Annotated in this window: 15 protein-coding genes; 7 read left to right on the top strand and 8 right to left on the bottom strand. The window is 65.6% G+C overall.

What is annotated here, in order from left to right:
• Window positions 1–285 precede the first annotated feature (285 nt).
• From ACFOHJ_RS21770 to ACFOHJ_RS21735, 8 genes are all read right to left on the bottom strand, one after another.
• The gene (locus ACFOHJ_RS21770; RefSeq protein WP_378224709.1) at window positions 286–1,209 is read right to left on the bottom strand and encodes an SMP-30/gluconolactonase/LRE family protein; all 924 of its coding nucleotides are present in this window, start codon (window positions 1,207–1,209) and stop codon (window positions 286–288) included.
• 73 nt (window positions 1,210–1,282) lie between these two features.
• On the bottom strand, window positions 1,283–2,224 hold the full coding sequence (locus ACFOHJ_RS21765) for a carbohydrate kinase family protein (RefSeq protein ID WP_378224706.1): 942 nt from the start codon (window positions 2,222–2,224) through the stop codon (window positions 1,283–1,285).
• 8 nt (window positions 2,225–2,232) lie between these two features.
• Window positions 2,233–3,300 carry an ABC transporter ATP-binding protein gene (locus tag ACFOHJ_RS21760; RefSeq protein WP_378224704.1) on the bottom strand — a complete coding sequence of 356 codons (1,068 nt, stop codon included), beginning with the start codon at window positions 3,298–3,300 and terminating at the stop codon, window positions 2,233–2,235.
• Window positions 3,300–4,382, bottom strand: coding sequence for an ABC transporter ATP-binding protein (locus ACFOHJ_RS21755; RefSeq protein ID WP_378224703.1), 1,083 nt, complete (start codon window positions 4,380–4,382; stop codon window positions 3,300–3,302). The genes ACFOHJ_RS21760 and ACFOHJ_RS21755 overlap by 1 nt, the downstream gene beginning before the upstream one ends.
• A gap of 7 nt (window positions 4,383–4,389) precedes the next feature.
• Complete coding sequence (locus tag ACFOHJ_RS21750) at window positions 4,390–4,674, bottom strand: hypothetical protein (protein ID WP_378224700.1); 285 nt, start codon at window positions 4,672–4,674, stop codon at window positions 4,390–4,392.
• 4 nt (window positions 4,675–4,678) lie between these two features.
• A complete protein-coding gene (locus tag ACFOHJ_RS21745; protein ID WP_378224697.1) occupies window positions 4,679–5,506 on the bottom strand; it encodes a carbohydrate ABC transporter permease in 828 nt (275 codons plus the stop codon).
• Window positions 5,507–5,509: 3 nt separating this feature from the next.
• Window positions 5,510–6,436: a carbohydrate ABC transporter permease gene (locus ACFOHJ_RS21740; protein WP_378224695.1), complete on the bottom strand. Its 927-nt coding sequence runs from the start codon at window positions 6,434–6,436 to the stop codon at window positions 5,510–5,512.
• A 93-nt stretch (window positions 6,437–6,529) separates the two neighbouring features.
• Window positions 6,530–8,020: an ABC transporter substrate-binding protein gene (locus ACFOHJ_RS21735; RefSeq protein ID WP_378224694.1), complete on the bottom strand. Its 1,491-nt coding sequence runs from the start codon at window positions 8,018–8,020 to the stop codon at window positions 6,530–6,532.
• 248 nt (window positions 8,021–8,268) lie between these two features.
• Between ACFOHJ_RS21735 and ACFOHJ_RS21730 the strand changes: the two genes are divergently transcribed.
• The 7 genes from ACFOHJ_RS21730 to ACFOHJ_RS21700 all read left to right on the top strand — a co-directional run bounded on the left by ACFOHJ_RS21730 (window position 8,269) and on the right by ACFOHJ_RS21700 (window position 15,716).
• Complete coding sequence (locus ACFOHJ_RS21730) at window positions 8,269–10,281, top strand: bifunctional sugar-binding transcriptional regulator/dihydroxyacetone kinase subunit DhaK (protein ID WP_378224691.1); 2,013 nt, start codon at window positions 8,269–8,271, stop codon at window positions 10,279–10,281.
• 31 nt (window positions 10,282–10,312) lie between these two features.
• A complete protein-coding gene (gene dhaL / locus ACFOHJ_RS21725) occupies window positions 10,313–10,951 on the top strand; it encodes a dihydroxyacetone kinase subunit DhaL (protein ID WP_378224689.1) in 639 nt (212 codons plus the stop codon).
• A gap of 246 nt (window positions 10,952–11,197) precedes the next feature.
• Window positions 11,198–11,986 (top strand): ABC transporter substrate-binding protein, encoded by a 789-nt coding sequence (locus ACFOHJ_RS21720; RefSeq protein ID WP_378224686.1) that lies wholly within the window; start codon window positions 11,198–11,200, stop codon window positions 11,984–11,986.
• 110 nt (window positions 11,987–12,096) lie between these two features.
• A complete protein-coding gene (locus ACFOHJ_RS21715; RefSeq protein WP_378224683.1) occupies window positions 12,097–12,774 on the top strand; it encodes an amino acid ABC transporter permease in 678 nt (225 codons plus the stop codon).
• Entirely contained in the window at window positions 12,771–13,445 is a 675-nt protein-coding gene (locus ACFOHJ_RS21710; RefSeq protein ID WP_378224680.1) for an amino acid ABC transporter permease, read from the top strand. Before ACFOHJ_RS21715 ends, ACFOHJ_RS21710 begins: the two co-directional genes overlap by 4 nt.
• Window positions 13,446–13,470: 25 nt before the next feature.
• The gene (locus ACFOHJ_RS21705) at window positions 13,471–14,199 is read left to right on the top strand and encodes an amino acid ABC transporter ATP-binding protein (RefSeq protein WP_378224677.1); all 729 of its coding nucleotides are present in this window, start codon (window positions 13,471–13,473) and stop codon (window positions 14,197–14,199) included.
• Between the two features lie 89 nt (window positions 14,200–14,288).
• Complete coding sequence (locus ACFOHJ_RS21700; RefSeq protein WP_378224674.1) at window positions 14,289–15,716, top strand: aldehyde dehydrogenase family protein; 1,428 nt, start codon at window positions 14,289–14,291, stop codon at window positions 15,714–15,716.
• Window positions 15,717–15,724 lie beyond the last annotated feature (8 nt).

Genomic DNA, 15,724 nt, shown 5'->3' with positions numbered 1-15,724 from the left:
CAAACAGCCCAAGAAGAATCCAAACTAAGTCTGATGTAAACACTGCCCCCTTGTGGGGAGGGGTTAGGGGTGGGGGTATCTCGCCTCGGTAAGCCCCCTTGCGCTTTATCGAAGTGCCCCTCACCCGCCCTCCGCTACGCTCGGGCGACCTCTCCCCGGTGGGGAGAGGGAATGGCCGGCTTCAGCGATATCTTTCCCTTCTCCCCATCGGGGAGAAGGTGGCCGCGAAGCGGCCGGATGAGGGGCCGGCCATAGCCCCGGTACGGATGAAGAGGCTAAGATGCCTCAACCCGGCGCGGCGCCCTTCGGCACGACGAACACGGAATAGAGCGACTGCCGCGCGGTGATGAACAGGCGAGTTCGCTTCGGCCCGCCGAAGGCCAGGTTGGAAACGGTTTCCGGGATCCTGATCTTGCCGAGCAGCGTGCCGTCGGGATCGTAGCAATGCACGCCGTCGCCGGCGCTGGTCCAGAGGCGGCCGGCGACGTCGAAGCGGAAGCCGTCGAACAGGCCGGCGGTGCAGGTGGCAAAGACGCCTTCGTCCTTCAGCGACGGTCCGTCGAGACGGAATTTGCGGATATGCTTCGGCCCGCCCTTCTGGTGGCTGACGCCGGTGTCGCTGACATAGAGCGTCGACCCGTCCGGCGAGAAGGCCAGCCCGTTGGGCTTCACCATCGTATCGATGACGCGCACGGCCTCGCCGCCCGAGGGGCCGACGCGGTAGACGTGGCTGCCGTCCTGTTCCAGTTCCGCGCGGTCGCCCTCATAATCGGTGAGGATGCCGTAGGGCGGGTCGGTGAACCAGATCGAGCCGTCCGGGTGCACCGCCACGTCGTTGGGCGAGTTGAAGCGCTTGCCCTGGAAGCGGTCGGCGATGACGGTGATGCTGCCGTCATGCTCGGTGCGGGTGACGCGCCGCGCCTGGTGCTCGCAAGTGACCAGCCTGCCTTGAAAATCCACGGTGTTGCCGTTGGAATTGTTGGACGGCTGGCGGAACACCGATACCGAGCCGTCGGTGTCGTCGTAGCGCATCATGCGGTTGTTGGGGATGTCGGAAAAGACGAGATAGCGGCCGGCGGAAAACCACGCCGGCCCCTCCAGCCAGCGCCCGCCGGTCCAAAGCCGCTCCACCGCTACGTGATCGACGAAGCATTGCGAGAAGCGTTCGTCCAGCGGCTCGAAGCCGGTTCCCTCGATATCCCCGAACATGGCGAAACCTCCCTCCAGGCAGTATCCCGCCTTGTAGCACGGGCCGGCGCAGCCCGGTGCGGAAAATCCGGCTTCAGCGGGTCTTGTGGTTCTTCATCCACGCCAGCGTGTCGTCGAAGGAGGTAACGCAGGCATCGGAGCCCAGCCCGCCCGCCACCTGCGCGGCGACGGCTTGCGCAAAGCGCATGCTGTCTTCCGGGTTCATCTTGTGGTGAAGCGCCGTGATGAAGCCGGCGTCGAAGGCGTCGCCGCAGCCGGTCGTATCGACCACGTCGATGACATAGGAGGGGACCTTCAGCCGCGTGCCGGTGTGGTCGGCATAATAGGCGCCGTCGCCGCCGAGCGTGAAGGCGCAGGTTTTCGCGCCGTGGTCGAGATAGAAGGAGGCGCAGTCCTCGACGGTGGTCTGTCCCGACATGTCGCGCGCCTCCTCGATGGAGGGCATGAAATAGTCGATATGCGGCAGCAGCGGCAGCACGATGCCGGCCGTTTCGGCGGTCGCCGCGATCAGGTCGAAGGTCACCGTGCAGCCGCGCCGCTTGGCTTCCTTGAGCAGGGTGACGCTTTTCTCGCCGTCCAGCGTGCGCAACAGGCCGGTGCCGCCGAGATGCACGATCGGCGCATCGAACACCTGGTCGTAGAGGCGCCCCGGCAGGTCGAAATGGTCGGAGGCGCCGCGCTGGTGCAGGGCGGGGCGGTCGCCGTTCGGCCGGATGTTGAGGATGGTGGCCGACGTCGGCACGCCGTCCAGCCGCTGCATGGCGCTGGCGTCGATGCCGTGCCGCTCCATGGCGCCGATGACGAAGTCGGCCTTCTCGTCATTGCCGACAGCACCCACCGCCAGGCTGTTCAGGCCGAGCTTGGCGGTGTTGATGACGACGCCGCCGGCGGTGCCGGCCACCGTCAGCTTGATTTCCTCGATGAACTCGACATTGCCGCGGTCGGGAATACGGGTGACCGGGCGGCCCAGGACATCGAGAATGTAAAGGCCGATGACCGAAACGTCGTAACGCATGAATGTCCTCAAGCTGTGACGCGCTGGCCGTCGCAAAACAGCATGACGCGCTCTCTGGGGGCGATCAGGTGAACAGTGCCGCCGAGCGGGGCGGGCGGCCGGCTCTCGGTATTGACCTTGAGCACGGTGTGGCCGATGCGCGCCTTGGTCAGGTAGCGCCCGGCAATGCCGATCGCCTGCTCGGTAAGCGTGGCGGCGACGCTGCCGTCCTGCGGTCCGGCCACCATGCGGACCTGTTCCGGGCGGATGCCGATCGTGGTCTTTCCCCCGGCCTTGAGGCCGGCCGGGGCGGGCAGGGGGGCGGCCAGGATAGGCGAGGTGATCTTGCCGCCGGCCACCTCGGCCGGCACGAAGTTCATGCCGGGGTTGCCAAGGAACCAGCCGCCGAACTCCGAGGTCGGCTCGTTGTAGAGCACCTGCGGACGGTCGTATTGCAGGATGCGGCCGGCCTGCATCAGCGCGATGCGGTCGGCGAGCGTCATCGCCTCGGTCTGGTCGTGCGTGACGTAGACGATGGTCTGCTTCAGCCGCTGCGCCACCAGCTTGAAGGCGCGGATCAGGTGCAGCTTGGCGTTGACCTCGACATTGGTCGTCGGCTCGTCGAACAGCACGATCTCCGACTGGCGCGCCACCGCGCGGCCGACCGCGACCTTCTGCCGGTTGCCGGCGCTGAGATTTTCGATGAAGGCGTCCGCCAGCGGCCTGATGTCGAGAACGTCGAGCACTTCCTCGACGCGGCGCTCGCGCTCGGCGGTCGAGACTTGGCGGTCGTAGACCATGGGCAGGGCGATGTTTTCGCGCACCGACAGCGTCGGGTACATCACCGGATACTGGAACACCATGCCGACATTGCGCTTGCGCGGCGGCAGGCGGGTGACGTCGCGGCCGCCGAACAGGATGCGGCCGGAGGTCGGCGTCTCGAGGCCGGAGAGCATGCGCATCAGGGTGGTCTTGCCGCAGCCCGACGGGCCGAGCAGGCAGGCGACCTCGCCGTCGGCGAAGCTCATGGCGATGTCGTCCACCGCCGTGAAATTGGCGAAGCGCTTGGTGACGTGATCGATGACGATATCGGCCATCAGTTTGCCCCGCCGTCGAGACGCACGCCGGAGGCGGCGTCGAAAAGCATGATGTCGGCCGGATCGACGACCACCCGGACCTCGGCGCCGAATTCCGGCGGCGCGATGCGCGAAAGCGGCAGCGCCGCCGTCAACTGGCTGTTCCCGGCCTCGAGATAGACCACCGCCTCGCCGCCGAGGTTTTCCACCAGCGTCACGCGGCTGTCGATGGCGAGGTCGTCGCTGGCGCCGCGCGGCGAGCCTTCGAAATGTATGGCCTCCGGGCGCAGGCCGGCCACGATGCCGCCGTCGCGCAAGCCCGGCGGCGTCCTGAAGCGCAGCGGCCCGGCCTCGACCTGCCCGTTCTCGATGCGCCCCGGCAGCAGGTTGGCATGCGGAAAACCGATGAGGTCGAGCGAGCGGGCAAAGCGCGGATCGTCATAAACGGCGATGGCGCTGTCGTGCTGGACGGCGCGGCCGGCATCGACCACCACCAGCCGCTGCGCCATGTTCAGCGCCTCGAGGCTGTCGGACGTGGCGTAGAGGAAGGTCGCCTTCAATTCCTCGCGCAGGCTTTTCAACTCGTCCATCAGCCGCTCGCGCAGCTTGTAGTCGAGGCCGACCAGCGGGTCGTCGAGCACGAAGATCTCGGCGTCCTTGAGCAGGCCGCGCGCCACGGCCACGCGCTGCTTCTCGCCGCCGGAAAGCTGGTCCGGCGTCTTGTTGAGAAGATGCGTGATCGACAGGATGCCCGCGGTGCGGTCGACGCGCTTGGCGATCTCGGCCTTCGGCGTCTTGGCCAGCGTCAGCGGATAGGCCATGTTCTGCGCCACCGTCTGGTGCGGATAGAGCGCGAAATTCTGCGGCACGTAGCCGATGGCGCGCGCCGCCGGCGGCTCGTTGGTGATGTCGCGGCCGTTGAGCAGGATGCGCCCGCTGTCCGGCTGCTCCAGCCCCACGAGCAGGCGAAACAGCAACGACTTGCCGGACCCGGAAGCGCCACAGAGCACGGTGAAGCTTTGCGGTTCGACCTGGAGGTCGAAGCCGTCGAGCACGCGCTTGGCGCCGTAAGTGCGGGTGATGGACTGGAATTCTACGGCCACGGTCTACCTACCGTCCAAGCTGTGCGAAATAAGGCACGAGGAAAATGCCGATCGAAAAGACGGCCACGATGATTGCCAGCACCATCAGGATGAAGAGCAGGCTTCGCCCGACCGAAGCGTCCTTGCGCAGGTTGCCGACCGCGATCTGCAGCAGCGTCGCGATGACGAGGATCGACAGCCCGACCTTGTAGAGCATCAGGCTGTAGCGCTGCGCGATCAGCAGGATGCCGGCGCCAAGCGCCAGGATCATGATCGTTTCGAGCCGTTCGGGAAAGGTGCGCACGCGCCTCATGGCATCAGACCTCGCCTCGCACCGTGCCGAACGTCATGCCGACGAGCAGATACTTCTGGAAGATGTAGATGAAGGTGATCGGCAGGATGATGTAGACCGAGGTCATGGCCGAGATGAACGTCCAGTTGACGCCGCCGTCCGCATAGGTGCCGACCGCCAGCGCATAGGGAATGTTCTGCGTCGTCACGCCGCCGATGATGAAGTTGAACAGGAATTCGTTCCACACGAAGATCAGGTTGAAGATGAAGGCCGCGATCAGGCCGGGCCGCACCTGCGGCAGCACCACCTTGAAGATGACGTGGAACCACGAGCCGCCATTGACGATGCCGGTCTCGTCGAAGCGCGTCGATACGCCGTCGAGGAAGCCTTTCAGGATCCACACCGAGAAGGGAATCGAGAACATGGCGTAGAACAGCATCAGCCACAGATGCGAATCCTTCCAGCCGAAGGCCGCATACATCAGGAATACCGGCAGGATGACGGCCGGGCCGGGCAGCATGCGGATCGACAGCAGCAGGAACATCAGGAAGTCGGTGCCCTTCGGCTTGAAGCGCGAGAAGCAGAAGGCGGCGAGGAAGGACACGAACACCGCCATGACGACCGCGCCGAGCGACAGGAGGATCGAGTTGCCGAGCTGCAGGAACAGCGACTGGCGCTGGAACAGGTCGACATAGTTCTCCAGCGTCGGCGTGAAGAGAAGCTTCGGCGGCACCGCGAGGATGTCGGAGCGGGTCTTGAACGAGGCCAGCACGATCCAGGCGATCGGCGCGAAGAACACCAGCGAGATCAGCCACAGGCCGGCGTAGTACAGTCCGGAGCGCAGTCTTGCCATCGCTCAGCCCTCCCGCCTGCGGCGCAGGTGCAACACGTAGATGAAGACGCTGGTCATGGCGATCGAGATCAAAAGCAGCAGCACCGAATAGGCCGAGGACCAGCCCATGTTGAAGCTTTCGAAGGCCTGCTTGTTCACCTCCATCGCCACCAGCCGCGTCTGCTGGCCGGGGCCGCCCTTGGTCATCGGGATGATGAGGTCGAGCGTCTTGAAGGAATCGATGGTGCGTAACAGGATGCCGAGCATCAGGATGAACTTGCCGTGGTGCCAGATGACCAGCGACAGCCGGCGCAGGAAGGGCACGCGGTCGATCTCGGCCGCTTCCAGTTCCGCCTTCGGAACCGAGCCGAGGGCGGCCAGCGTCATCAGCGTCATGAACGGCGTCCACATCCAGCAATCGACCGCCAGCACCGCCCAGAAGGCGATCGAGGGATTGCCGAGGAAATCGATCGGGCCGGTGCCGAACAGGCCGTTGGAGATGGCGTTGAGCACGCCGAAGGTCGGGTCGTAGATGAAGCGGAAGAAGGTGCCGGTGGCGACCGGCGTCAGCACCATCGGCGCAAACAGCATGGTGAGCGCCACGCGCCGGCCGGGCATGTCGCGCGAGCCCCAGAACAGGAAGCCGAGGGCAGCCCCCAGCACCGTCTGGATGCCGACGCCGCAGACCACGAAGGTGAAGGTGCGCGACAGGTCGAGCCAGATGCCGTTCCTGGAATTGAATATCTGGACAAAGTTGCGGGCGCCGATGAATTCCGGTGGCATGCCGGAGGTCAGCGAGAAATTATAGAAGGAAAGGCCGAGCAGCCACAGCGTCGGAATGGTGTTGAAGACGATGAAGAACAGCATCACCGGCGCCAGAAGGGTGAGGACCATCGTGCGACGGTCGTCGAACAGGCGTGCCAGCGGGGGCCTCGACGGGATTGCCGACATAAATCAAGTGCCCTTGGTCATGCGGCGCGTCGGCCGCTGATGGGGAAGCGGGCACCGGCCGGTAGCCGATGCCCGCCCGTCGTTAAGACTGCCTCAGAGCGAGGTGGTAGCGCAAGCGTCGCTTGGCGCCGTCTTGGCCACGCCCTCGTCGCTGAGGATCTGCTGCTGGGCGCAGGCGATGTAGTCCAGCACCGCCTTCGGGTCGCTCGACTGGCCGGTCACGAAGGACGAATAGCCTTCCTGCTGGATCGCCAGCATCTCCGAATATTTCGGATCATGCCAGAAGTCGCGCGAGCGGCCTTCCTCGAGCATGAACTTGTAGGTCTGGTTCCAGGGGTTGATGTCGTTGAAATCGTCGCGCGAGAGGGTCGCCTTGTCGCAAGGGTTGCCGCCGCGCTTGGCGAATTCGACGGCGGTATCGGGCTGGTACCACCAGTTCATGAAGTCGATGGCGACGCGCATCTTCTTCTCGTCGTTGAAGGCGTTGATCACCCACGGTTGGCCACCCATCGAGCAGATGCGCTTGGCGGCGTCGCCCGTGCCGTGCTTCGGCGGCGGAACGACCAGCACCTTGCCCTTCAGTTCCTCGGTGATCATCGCCGAGCCGACGGCCGCCCACTGGATGGTGGAGAAGACCTTGCCCTGCGTGAACACGTCGATGCCTTCGGCGATGCCGTAGTTGGTGGCGCCGGGCGGGCAATATTTCAGCCAGTCCTTGAATGCCTGCAGCGAATCCGCGTTCTGCTGCGTGTTGAGGATGCCCTCGATCTGGCCGGTCGCCGGATCCCAGATCTCGCCGCCGCGGCTCCACAGGAAGTTGTTGAAGGCGCAGGTGGCGAAGTCGTAGACGCGGCTGTATTGCTGCGCGAAGCCCCAGCGCTGGTCGTCCGGACGGGTGAAGAACTCGGCGATCTTCTCGAACTCGTCCATGGTGAGGGCGTCGAAGTCCTCGAAGGTCTGCGGCAGCGGCTTGCCGTACTTGGCCTGGAAGGCTTCCCTTTCCTTCGGGTCCTCCAGCCAGTCCTTGCGCACGTAGAGCGCCTCGACGTCGCCTTCCTGCGGCAGGCCCCAGATGTCCTTGGTGCCGTCCGGATAGGTCATGTAGGTGTCGACGACGGTCTGCGAATACCATTCGAGCTGGAGCGCCGGGTTCTTCTCGATGACGTCGTTGAGCTTGAGGATCCAGCCCGGCTTGGCCAGCGCGCCCAGCCACTGCGAGTCCGAGATGATGATGTTGTATTCCTGGCTCTTGGTCGCGAGCGAGGTCGCCGCCTTCTGGAACAGGTCGGAGAACGGCGCTTCGGCGAAGGCGAAGGAGACGTTGTAGCCGTACTTCTCCTTCACGAAGTCGGCGAACAGGGGGGACATCTTGACGCCGAGCGAGGACGGCACCCAGCCGGCGATGCCGAGGATGTTCATTTCGATCGACTGGCCGGCGAGCGGATGTTCTTCCGCCGCGAACAGCCGGTTGATGAAGGGCGCGCCGAGCGCGGTGGACATGCCCAGTGCCGCGCCGCCCTTGAGCAGGCTGCGCCGGGGCAACACGAATTTGGACCCCGATCCCGGGGATTTGAAGACCGTCATGCTGATTTCCTCCCTGTGGTATAGCGGCTTAGGTAACGTCAAGACATTGCCGGCGGCGTCATGTCGAGGGTCACGCCCGAGGCCTTCATGACCCCTCGCATGATTTCCGCGAAACCGACCCAGCCGTCCGATAAACTGCTATTGGCGACAATATTCAGATGCGGTAAGACAATTGTCAAGTTGGCAAAAGTGGACAGATGAGCGACCTCGGTAGTGGCCTGATCCGGCAGGTTGAAGCGCCTGCTCCAATGCCGTTGCACTTCCGCAACGACCCTCTGCTGTGGGCCGGCTGGCTCTATGCGCAGGACGGCATGACGCAGAACGAGATCGCCAAGGCGATGGGAATCTCGCGCGCCACCGTCAACGGCTACCTGGCCGAGGCGCGCCAGCGCGGCATCGTCACCCTGACCATGGAGCCGGCGCGCCTCAGCGAGTTCATGATCGCGCGGGCGCTGAAGGAACGCTTCCGGTTGAGCGACTGCATCGTCATCCCCGACGGTGCGACCGGCTCGGCGCTGGTCGACCGGCTGGGGCAGGCGGGCGCGCGCGTGCTGGAGCGGCTCATCCGCCCAGGCGACACGGTGGGCATCGGCTGGGGTCGCACGATGATGGCGCTCGCGCGCTCGATGTCGACGCAGCGGATGGCCGACCTTTCGGTGGTGCAACTGACGGGCGGGATGACCGCGCCCATCGGCTTCACGCCGGAACTGTGCGTCTCCCGGCTGGCCACGGCGATGGGCGCGCGCGCCGTCAACATCACCGCGCCGGCCATCGTCTCCAGCGTGGCGGTGCGCGATATCCTGATGGAAGAGATGGTGCTGCGCGGCCAGTTCGAGACCGCGCGCCGCGCCGACAAGGTCGTTTTCGGCATCTGTTCCACCCGTCCCGGCAGTTCGCTGTTCGAAACCCGGCTGGTGCCGGAGGGCGAGGAGGCCGAGCAGACGCTGCGCCACGCGATAGGCATGGTCGCCGGCCGTTTCATCGACAATCGCGGCGCCCCGGCCAGGGGACCGCTCGACGCGCGCATGATCGGGCTGACGCTGGAAGAGATTTCGCGCATCAAGCTCCGGATCGCGGTGGCGGGCGGCGTGGAGAAGGTGCCGGCTATCCTTGCGGCGCTGAAAGGCCATTATGCCAATGTGCTGATTACCGATGCGGCGACGGCGCACGGCATTCTCCAGGCCGAGGGCGTACCGGCCTCGCTGAATGCCTTGCGCGGAATGAAAAGGTCACAGGTTGAGGAGGGAAATCCGATGAAGACGAAGAAGCTGATCAACGATCCGAAGAACATCATCGAGGAGATGCTGGACGGCATCATCAAGGCGCATCCTCACCATGTGCGGCAACTGGAGCACAGCCCGCGCTCGGTCGTCTCCGTGGCGGAGCCGCGCAAGGGCAAGGTCGGCATCGTCATCGGCGGCGGTTCCGGCCACGAGCCGTCCTTCGTCGGCTTCGTCGGCAAGGGGCTAGCCGACGGGTGCGCCGTCGGCAACGTCTTCGCCTCGCCGCCCCCGGACCCGATCCTCGAATGCACCAAGGCCGTCGATACCGGCGCCGGCGTGCTCTATCTCTACGGCAACTATGCCGGCGACGTGATGAACTTCGACATGGCCGCCGAGATGGCCAGCATGGAGGACATCGAGGTCCGCACCGTGGTGACGACGGACGACGTCGCCTCCGCGCCAATCGACCAGAAGGAGAAAAGGCGCGGCGTCGCCGGCAATTTCTTCGTCTTCAAGATGGCGGGCGCCGCCGCCGACCGGATGGCCTCGCTGGACGAATGCGAGCGCATCGCCCGCAAGGCCAACGAGCGCACCTTCACCGTCGGCGTGGCGCTGTCGCCCTGTTCGCTGCCGCAGACGCTGCGCCACAATTTCGAGATCGGCCTCAACGAGATGGAAATCGGCATGGGCATCCATGGCGAGCCCGGCGTGGTGCGCGAACCGCTGCGCTCGGCCGACGAGGTGACTGACGACATCCTGGAGCGCATCTTCGCCGAACTGCCGGCCAAGGAAGGCTCCAAGGTCGCCGTCCTGGTCAACTCGCTGGGCTCGACGCCGCTGATGGAACTCTATGTCATCAACCGGCGCGTGCACGAGCGGCTGGCCCGCCGCGGCATCCAGGTGCATGCGAACTGGGTCGGCACCTATTGTTCCTCGCTGGAGATGGCGGGCATGTCGATCACGCTCATCAGCCTCGACGACGAACTGACCGAACTGCTCGACCACCCTTGCGACTGCGCCATGTTCCGTGCCGGCTGAGCCGGTTGCCTCCTCACATCCGGGAAACGCCATGACCATTTCCACCCAAGACCTCGTTGCCATGTTCATTGCCGTGGCCGATGCCATCGAAGCCGACAAGGACCGATTGTCGGAACTGGATGGCGTCATCGGCGACGCCGACCACGGCGTGTCCCTCGGTATCGGCTTTTCCGCCGTCAAGGAGGCGGTGGCCGGGCTGGACGCCTCGGCGGAGCCGGTGACGGTGTTCAACACCGCCGCCAAGTCGTTTCTCAACGCCGTCGGCGCCTCGTCCGGTCCGCTTTACGCCACCGCCTTCATGCGCGCCGGAGCGGCCGTGAAGGGCAAGGCCGAACTCGACCGCGACGACATGGTGGCGGTCGTCGCCGCCATGGCCAAGGGCATCCAGGACCGCGGCAAGGCCGAGCGCGGCGACAAGACCATGGTCGACGCCTGGCTTCCGGCGGCGGAAGCGGCTGCCGAGGCGGCGCAGGGCGGCGCGGGCATCGGCGGCAGCCTCGATGCGGCTGCGAAGGCCGCGCAGGAGGGAGCCGAAGCCACCAAGGCGATGCTGGCGTCGAAGGGGCGGGCGGCCCGCCTCGGCGACCGTTCGCTCGGCCACATGGACCCGGGCGCGGCCTCGACGGCGCTGATCATCCGCACCATGGCCGACCATTTTTCAGCGGCCTGACGGACTTTCGCCAGCCGCCCGTATCGCCCGGCGCTGCCGATGCGGGAGGGCGGCAGGTGAAATACTTCGCCTGCCCTCTTGACGGGCCTGCCCCTTACCCTGTTGCTTGGCGGGCTGCGGGCGCGCGGAGGGTTCCGAAAAAACAGGTGCGCGGAGCAGCAAAGTTTTGATGGCGGCCCAGCCATGGGGCAGGGTCGTTCAAAAAAGCCCGACAAGGGCAAGCGATCACGTGGAGGAGAGACTAGCATGAAAATCGTCAAACTGTTCGTCGCGGCGCTAGCCCTGGCGGGCCTCACCAGCGCGGCGAGTGCCGGGGCGCTGGACGACATCGTCAAGCGCGGGGAGCTGCGGGTCGCGGTGCAGACGCAGGGCCCGCCCTTCTCCCTGATCGATTCCAAGGGTGAGCGCACCGGCAGTTCGGTCGAGCTTGCCAAGCTGATGGCCCAGGAAATGGGCGTGAAGATCAATTTCCTCGACTTCGACTGGGATGGCCTTATCCCGGCGCTGCTTTCTGGCAAGGCCGACCTGCTGGTGGCCGACATGACCCCGACGCTGGCGCGGGCGATGAAGGTGGCCTTCACCAACCCCTATATGTACACCGGCAGCACCGTCTTCACGAAGGGCGACGGCAAGTTCAAGACCGCCGACGACTGCAAGGCGCCTGGCACCAAGATTGCCGTGCTGCTCGGTGCCACGGGCGAGAAGGAAGCCAAGAAGGCGTTCCCGGAAGCCGACATCAAGAGCTACAAGGGCGGCGGGCCGCTGCTCCTGGATGCCGTCAACAACGGCCAGGCCGATTGCGGCGTGAACGACGTCTCCGCCGTCAAGGGCCAGTCGACCGCCTATCCGGCCGGCACCTTCACCATCATGCCCGATCTGCTGTCGAAGGAACCGCTGGCGTTCGCCACGCGCTACGACGAGCCGGACCTCCTGATCTGGATGAACCTGTTCCTCGATCAGGTAACCATCGACGGGCGCCTGGAGCAGAACCTCAACTATTGGGTCAACTCCGAGGACTGGAAGAAGGACCACTAAGTCCGTCTCCGCTATAGCGGCAATGACAGGCTTCGCGTCGATCGCAATCGGCGCGGAGCCGGCCGCATTCCCGCCTGTAGCGCGGCCTGGCCAGGGGTGACCGTCGCCTGATGCTCGAAAATTTCAGCTTCCGCACGATAGGCGAGTATCTGCCCCTGTTCGGGCAGGGCCTCGTCACGACGGTCTGGCTGTCGGTCGTCTCCTTCGCCGGCGCGCTGCTGGTCGGCATCGTGCTGTGCGCGCTGAATCTTCAGCGCTCGCGCCCGCTGCGCGCCCCGGCCAAGGCCTATATCGACATCATCCGCTCGACGCCGCTCCTGGTGCAGCTCTATTTCCTCTATTTCGGCCTGCCGCGCCTCGGCATCATCCTGCCGGAGTTCGTCGTGGGCGTGCTGGCGCTGTCGCTCAACAGCGGCGCCTATGTCGCCGAGATCGTTCGCGCCGGCATCCTGTCGATTCCGCGCGGGCAGGTGGAGGCGGCGATCGCTTCCGGCATGACCTATCGCCAGCGCATGCGTCTGGTCATCCTGCCGCAGGCCTTCAAGGTCACGATCCCGCCGCTGCTCAGCCAGGCGATCGTGCTGGTCAAGGATTCGGCGCTGCTGTCGCTGATCTCGGTCGCCGAACTGACGCGTGCCGGGCAACTGCTCGCCTCCGACCGGTTCATGCCGGCCGAAGGGTTCCTCACCGTCGCCGCCTTCTATCTCCTGCTCTACTACTGCCTTAAGGGCGTGGCCGCGCTTTCCGGGCGCTGGCTCGGCCTCAGGCCTGCGCGGGGGCGCGCATGATCTGGCAGCAACTGGAGAGCCTCTACGGAAGCTACCCCCTGGCGCTGCGCGGCCTCGGCATGACGGCGCTGCTGTCGCTGATCGCGCTCGCCGGCGGCACGCTGATCGGCTTTGGCCTCGGCATCCTGCGCACCGCCGGCAACCGGGTGCTGGCCGGCATCATCGGCGCCTGGGTGGACCTCATCCGTGGAACGCCGTTCCTGGTGCAGATATTCATCGTCTTCTTCATCCTGCCCGAACTCGGGCTCGAGCTCGACGCCTTCAGCGCCGGCATCGTCGCGCTCGTCAATCTCAATGCCTGCTTCATCTGCGAGATCGTCGTCGCCGGCATCGATTCCGTGCCGAAGGGGCAGGTCGAGGCGGCGCTGGCGTCCGGTCTCGCCCGATGGCAGCGCATGCGCCTTGTCGTGCTGCCGCAGGCGATGCGGGTCGTGCTGCCGCCGCTGGTCGGCCAGTATGTGCTGCTGGTCAAGGATTCGTCGGTGGTTTCGGCCATCGGCCTTACCGACCTCACCCGTGTCGGCTGGCTGGTCGTGCAGCGTGTGCCCAACGGGCTTCTCGTGTTCTTCCTCGTTGGCGTCGGCTATTTCATCGTATGCTATCCGCTGATCCTGCTCGCCCGCCGGCTGGAAGCGCGCCTCGGCGCCGGGCAGGGCGAGGTGCAACTGTGAACCCCATGCTGGAAGGTGGCTCTGTGTGATCGAGTTTCGCGGCGTCAACAAATGGTTCGGTCCGCTCCATGTCCTCAACGACATCGAGCTCAGCGTCCAGCCGCGCGAGGTGGTCGTGGTCTGCGGCCCCAGCGGTTCGGGCAAGTCGACGCTGATCCGCTGCATCAACGGCCTCGAGCAGATCCAGAAGGGCGACCTGGTGGTGGACGGCCAGCGCCTCGGCGACAAGGCCACCGACATGACGCTGCTGCGCACCGAGATCGGCTTCGTGTTCCAGTCCTTCAACCTCTATCCGCACAAGACCGCGCTGGAAAACGTGACGCTGGCGCCGATCCACGTACGCAAGACCCCGCGCGCACAGGCCGAGGAGTATGGCCGCGAGCTGCTGGTCAAGGTCGGGCTCGGCGACAAGTTCGACGCCTATCCGGCGCAGCTTTCGGGCGGCCAGCAGCAGCGCGTGGCGATCGCGCGCTGCCTCGGCATGCGCCCCAAGATCATGCTGTTCGACGAGCCGACGTCGGCGCTCGACCCGGAGATGATCAGCGAAGTGCTCGACGTCATGGTCTCGGTCGCCGAAGAGGGCATGACCATGATGGTGGTGACCCACGAAATGGGTTTTGCCCGCAGCGTCGCCCAGCGCGTGGTGTTCATGGATCGCGGCGCCATCGTCGAGAGCGGCACGCCCGATGCGTTCTTCTCCAACGCCCGCACCGAACGGGCCCGGGCCTTCCTCGGCAAGATATTGCGCCATTGAGGGCAGCGGCGGCATTGAAACGGCGCGACGGCTGCGGCAAGAACGGACACCGCCCCGGATAGAGGCTTTTACCAGAATCGGAGCATGCCATGAGCAACCACCTCAAATTCTTCATCGACGGCAAGTGGGTTGCACCGGTCGTCCCGGCGACGCTGGACGTCATCGACCCGTCGACCGAGGAGGCCTACACGACGATCTCCGTGGGCTCGAAGGCCGACGTGGACAAGGCGGTGGCGGCGGCCAAGGCGGCTTTTCCCGCCTTTTCGCTGACGACGCGCGAGGAGCGCCTGAAGCTCTTGAACCGCATCCTCGAAATCTACAACGAGCGCTACGAGGATATCGCGCAGGCCGTGAGCCAGGAAATGGGCGCGCCGATCTCCTGGGCGCGCGACGCGCAGGCCTGGGCCGGCCGCGCGCATATGGAAGCGACGATCAAGGCGCTGGAGACCTATTCCTTCAGCGAGAAGCGCGGCGCCACCATGGTCGTCAAGGAGCCGATCGGCGTCTGCGCGCTGATCACGCCGTGGAACTGGCCGCTCAACCAGATCGTCTGCAAGGTGGCGCCGGCGATCGCCGCCGGCTGCACCGTGGTGCTGAAGCCGTCCGAGATCGCGCCGATCAGCGGCATCATCTTCTCCGAGGTGATGGAGGCCGCCGGCACGCCGAAGGGCGTCCACAACATGGTCAACGGCAACGGGCCGGATGTCGGCCAGGTCATGGCCGGCCACCCGGACGTCGACATGGTCTCCTTCACCGGATCGACGCGCGCCGGCATCATCGTCGCCAAGACGGCCGCCGAGACGGTCAAGCGCGTGGCGCAGGAACTGGGCGGCAAGTCGGCCAACATCATCCTGGCCGATGCCGATTTCGAGCAGGCGGTGGCGAAGGGCGTCGAGGGCTGCTTCGGCAATACCGGCCAGTCCTGCGATGCGCCGACCCGCATGCTGGTGCCGGCCGCGCGCCATGACGAGGCGCTGGCGATCGCCAGGAAGGCGGCCGAGGCGCACAAGGTCGGCGACCCGCGCTCCGAGGACACCCAGCTCGGCCCGCTGGTCAGCCAGTTGCAGTTCGACAAGGTGCAGCGCCTGATCGAGGCCGGCATCAAGGAAGGAGCCACGCTGGTCACCGGCGGCCCCGGCCGGCCCGAGCACCTCAATCGCGGCTACTATGCGCGGCCGACCGTGTTCGGCCACGTCAAGCCCGGCATGACCATCGAGAAGGAAGAAATCTTCGGGCCGGTGCTGTCCGTCATCTCCTATGAGGACGACGACGACGCGGTCAGGATCGCCAACGACACGGTCTACGGCCTTGCCGCCTATGTGCAGTCGCAGGACATCGAGCATGCCCGCGCCGTGGCTTCGCGCCTGCGCGCCGGGCAGGTATCGATCAACTATCCGGAATGGGACACTTTCGCGCCCTTCGGCGGCTACAAGCAGTCGGGCAACGGCCGCGAATATGCCGACTGGGCGATCCATGACTTCCTGGAGGTCAAGGGCATCATCGGCTACGGCGCCTGAGGAGGACG

The sequence above is a fragment of the Aquamicrobium soli genome, from assembly GCF_042646345.1.
Taxonomy (GTDB): domain Bacteria; phylum Pseudomonadota; class Alphaproteobacteria; order Rhizobiales; family Rhizobiaceae; genus Mesorhizobium; species Mesorhizobium soli_A.
This window is presented reverse-complemented; position numbering and strand designations above follow the sequence as displayed.

Bases quoted from the DNA above. Each gene is read 5' to 3' on its own strand.
- ACFOHJ_RS21770 (WP_378224709.1), bottom strand. From the start codon at position 1,209: ATGTTCGGGGATATCGAGGGAACCGGCTTCGAGCCGCTGGACGAACGC.
- ACFOHJ_RS21765 (WP_378224706.1), bottom strand. From the start codon at position 2,224: ATGCGTTACGACGTTTCGGTCATCGGCCTTTACATTCTCGATGTCCTG.
- ACFOHJ_RS21760 (WP_378224704.1), bottom strand. From the start codon at position 3,300: ATGGCCGATATCGTCATCGATCACGTCACCAAGCGCTTCGCCAATTTC.
- ACFOHJ_RS21750 (WP_378224700.1), bottom strand. From the start codon at position 4,674: ATGAGGCGCGTGCGCACCTTTCCCGAACGGCTCGAAACGATCATGATC.
- ACFOHJ_RS21745 (WP_378224697.1), bottom strand. From the start codon at position 5,506: ATGGCAAGACTGCGCTCCGGACTGTACTACGCCGGCCTGTGGCTGATC.
- ACFOHJ_RS21740 (WP_378224695.1), bottom strand. From the start codon at position 6,436: ATGTCGGCAATCCCGTCGAGGCCCCCGCTGGCACGCCTGTTCGACGAC.
- ACFOHJ_RS21735 (WP_378224694.1), bottom strand. From the start codon at position 8,020: ATGACGGTCTTCAAATCCCCGGGATCGGGGTCCAAATTCGTGTTGCCC.
- ACFOHJ_RS21730 (WP_378224691.1), top strand. From the start codon at position 8,269: ATGCCGTTGCACTTCCGCAACGACCCTCTGCTGTGGGCCGGCTGGCTC.
- dhaL (WP_378224689.1), top strand. From the start codon at position 10,313: ATGACCATTTCCACCCAAGACCTCGTTGCCATGTTCATTGCCGTGGCC.
- ACFOHJ_RS21720 (WP_378224686.1), top strand. From the start codon at position 11,198: ATGAAAATCGTCAAACTGTTCGTCGCGGCGCTAGCCCTGGCGGGCCTC.
- ACFOHJ_RS21715 (WP_378224683.1), top strand. From the start codon at position 12,097: ATGCTCGAAAATTTCAGCTTCCGCACGATAGGCGAGTATCTGCCCCTG.
- ACFOHJ_RS21710 (WP_378224680.1), top strand. From the start codon at position 12,771: ATGATCTGGCAGCAACTGGAGAGCCTCTACGGAAGCTACCCCCTGGCG.
- ACFOHJ_RS21700 (WP_378224674.1), top strand. From the start codon at position 14,289: ATGAGCAACCACCTCAAATTCTTCATCGACGGCAAGTGGGTTGCACCG.